Below are 2,613 nucleotides of genomic sequence, written 5' to 3'. Positions count from 1 at the left end.
TGCATATTGCGAAGCTAAACGGCCGGATTTGCGGAGCAAAACGGCCGCATTCCGTTTCTGAACAGCCGAAGTTCTACCAGTCTATGTAATCCAATCCTTATAATGATAGTAGCCATCCCAGTGATGGTGAATAGATCATTTTAAGGAGGATAATGTATGCAGTTAGATTACAAGGACATCATTATCAAACACTACGCGCTATCAATGTCTGGTAGCGAAATAGCACGTCAGACTGGTTTCAGCAAGTCTGGTGTCAATGACTTCTTGAGAGCATTCAAGAAGTGCGAAGATCTGAACTTTCCATTACCAGCAGGTATTACTAACTATGGTATTGCCCTAAAAGTGTATGGATCTGTACCAGGAGCAGGAGGTCGAAATGAGAACATCGAGCTACCTGATTATGAAGAGGCTGCCAAGCTTATGGCGACACGTAAAAACATGACACTCGTGTTTCTTTGGAATCGCTATAAGAAAAAGTGTGAAAAAGAAGGTGCCCGCTTCTATCAGTACAGTCAGTATTGTGAACTCTACAACAAGTGGTGTGAAGAGAATTACGAGACAGTCCACTTTAATGCCGTTATCGCACAAAAAATGGAAGTTGATTTTGCCGGTCAGACCTTCTCAATGACAGATCCTCTTACCGGTGAGATCATGGTCATCGTCGTATTTGTAGCTATCCTTCCTTATTCACAGTATATCTATGCAGAAGGAATGCTCTCAACGAAGGAACCACAGTGGATTGAGGTCAACAATCACGCACTGGATTACTTTGGTGGAGTTCCTGCTTTAGTAGTCTGTGATAACTGTAAACAGGCCGTTATCGTTAATCAGGACTGGATCGAGCCGGAACTGAACAAGGATTATGCTGACTGGGCTGATCATTATGGCACCGTTATTCTTCCTGCGAAGGTCCGTAAGCCGAAATTCAAAAGTTCTGTAGAAAACGCAGTAGGCATTCTCGAGAAAGGCTTCTTCCACAAACTTGAAGAACGTCAGTATTTCTCACTGGAACAGTTTAATAGGGACCTTTGGAAGGAACTGGAAGCTCTTAATAAAGAACCATTCAAGAAGAAAGAACACAATAGATACTACTATTGGGAAGAGGAGAAACTTGAATTGATGCCGCTTCCCTCCATGCATTATGAGTACATGGAGAGAAAGACGGCGAAGGTATCAAGCGACTTCCACGTACGCTTTGACAATGCTTATTATAGCGTAGACAAAGCATTTTTGCACAAGAAAGTATCTATTAAGGCTTCTTCAACTGTTGTTCGTATTTATTCCCTTGCCGGAGAGTTTCTTTGTGAATGGCCCAGAGCTACCCGTAAAGGGCAGTGGTCAACCAATCCTGAACATCTGCCAGATAACTATAAAGGATTCACTCAGTGGAATGGTCCTTATTTTATCCAGAAAGCGCAACTCATTGGTAAGAATACAGAGACTGTTATCCGGACTATCCTCAAATCCAGACCATACGAAGTACAGACCTATCGTATGTGCCTGGGTATCCTGAACTTTACAAAGAAATACAGCAATAAGACTCTGGAAGAGTGCTGTAAGCAGGCGATTGCTCTGAATAAGCAGAAATATACCTTTATCAAAAATACGATATCTGTTGTAGCAGATGATCTCGGAGTGGCAGGCTATCGTCATTCTACATCGGCAAAGAAAGAATCGGTACGCGGAGGGTATGTAATGCCGCCGGAAGCTTCCAGTATCGACACTCTTTTATCACGTAGCAAGGCTCTTGCTGATCAGATTCGAGAGGAGGTCGATAAATAATGCTTACGGGGACTGCACTGATAAATGAACTCGTTGATGAACTGAACGAACTTAAACTTTCAACTATGGCAGCTACATTGGATGATCTGTATCACAAACCCGGATTCTTGGAAATGGATCGACTTACGCTTATTGCAGAACTAATCGGACCACAGTTTCAGGAAAAGATCAACACAACATTAAAGAATCGTTTAACAGCGGCACATCTGAAGGGCTCACCTGAAGAATTGTCAGACTGTGTGGACTCTGACAAGCGGGAGTATCTGCCTGCTGGTATAACAGAGGTTCTTTCCTCTTTTGACTTTATTGAAAGAGGTTACAATCTCTGTATTCTCGGAGAATCAGATGCCGGAAAGTCTTACCTTGCAAAAGCTATCGGCATAAAGGCCTGCAACCGATATAACGTCGGTTACTTTCACAGCGAGGAACTTTTGGAAAGCATGGTAGCTCTTAAAGAGCAGGATTACGATAAATATACTCGCAAGATGAAGAAATATCTCAAATGGGAACTGATCATCTTGGATGATTTCTTGCTTCACACAATCACTGACGAAAGAGAGATTAAAATCCTCTTTGAACTTCTCGAGAAGCGAAACGAGCAAAGGAAAAGCACCATCGTATGTTCACAGCGTGATCCGGATAACTGGAAAGCGATGATCCTCAACGATGAGGTATCTGCCAATTCCATCATGAAAAGAGCTACAAAGCACTACACGGTTAAGATCAACACACGCTAAGCAGTGGTCTTCTGACTAAAAAATGGGCGGCCGTTGACTTCGTAAAGCGGCCGTTCTAAAACAGAATGGCGGCCGCTGAGCCCCGTAAAATGCA

The 2,613-nt window shown here is 43.1% G+C and carries 2 protein-coding genes; both read left to right on the top strand.

Annotated elements, in window-relative coordinates:
• The first annotated feature begins 156 nt into the window (after window positions 1-156).
• On the top strand, window positions 157-1,782 hold the full coding sequence (gene istA / locus G5B11_RS18370) for an IS21 family transposase (protein ID WP_173729295.1): 1,626 nt from the start codon (window positions 157-159) through the stop codon (window positions 1,780-1,782).
• Window positions 1,782-2,519: an ATP-binding protein gene (locus G5B11_RS18365; RefSeq protein ID WP_173729294.1), complete on the top strand. Its 738-nt coding sequence runs from the start codon at window positions 1,782-1,784 to the stop codon at window positions 2,517-2,519. The genes istA and G5B11_RS18365 overlap by 1 nt, the downstream gene beginning before the upstream one ends.
• The last annotated feature ends 94 nt before the right edge of the window (window positions 2,520-2,613 follow it).

Source organism: Blautia glucerasea (assembly GCF_013304385.1).
In the GTDB taxonomy this organism is placed as follows: Bacteria; Bacillota; Clostridia; order Lachnospirales; family Lachnospiraceae; genus Blautia_A; species Blautia_A ammoniilytica.
This window is presented reverse-complemented; position numbering and strand designations above follow the sequence as displayed.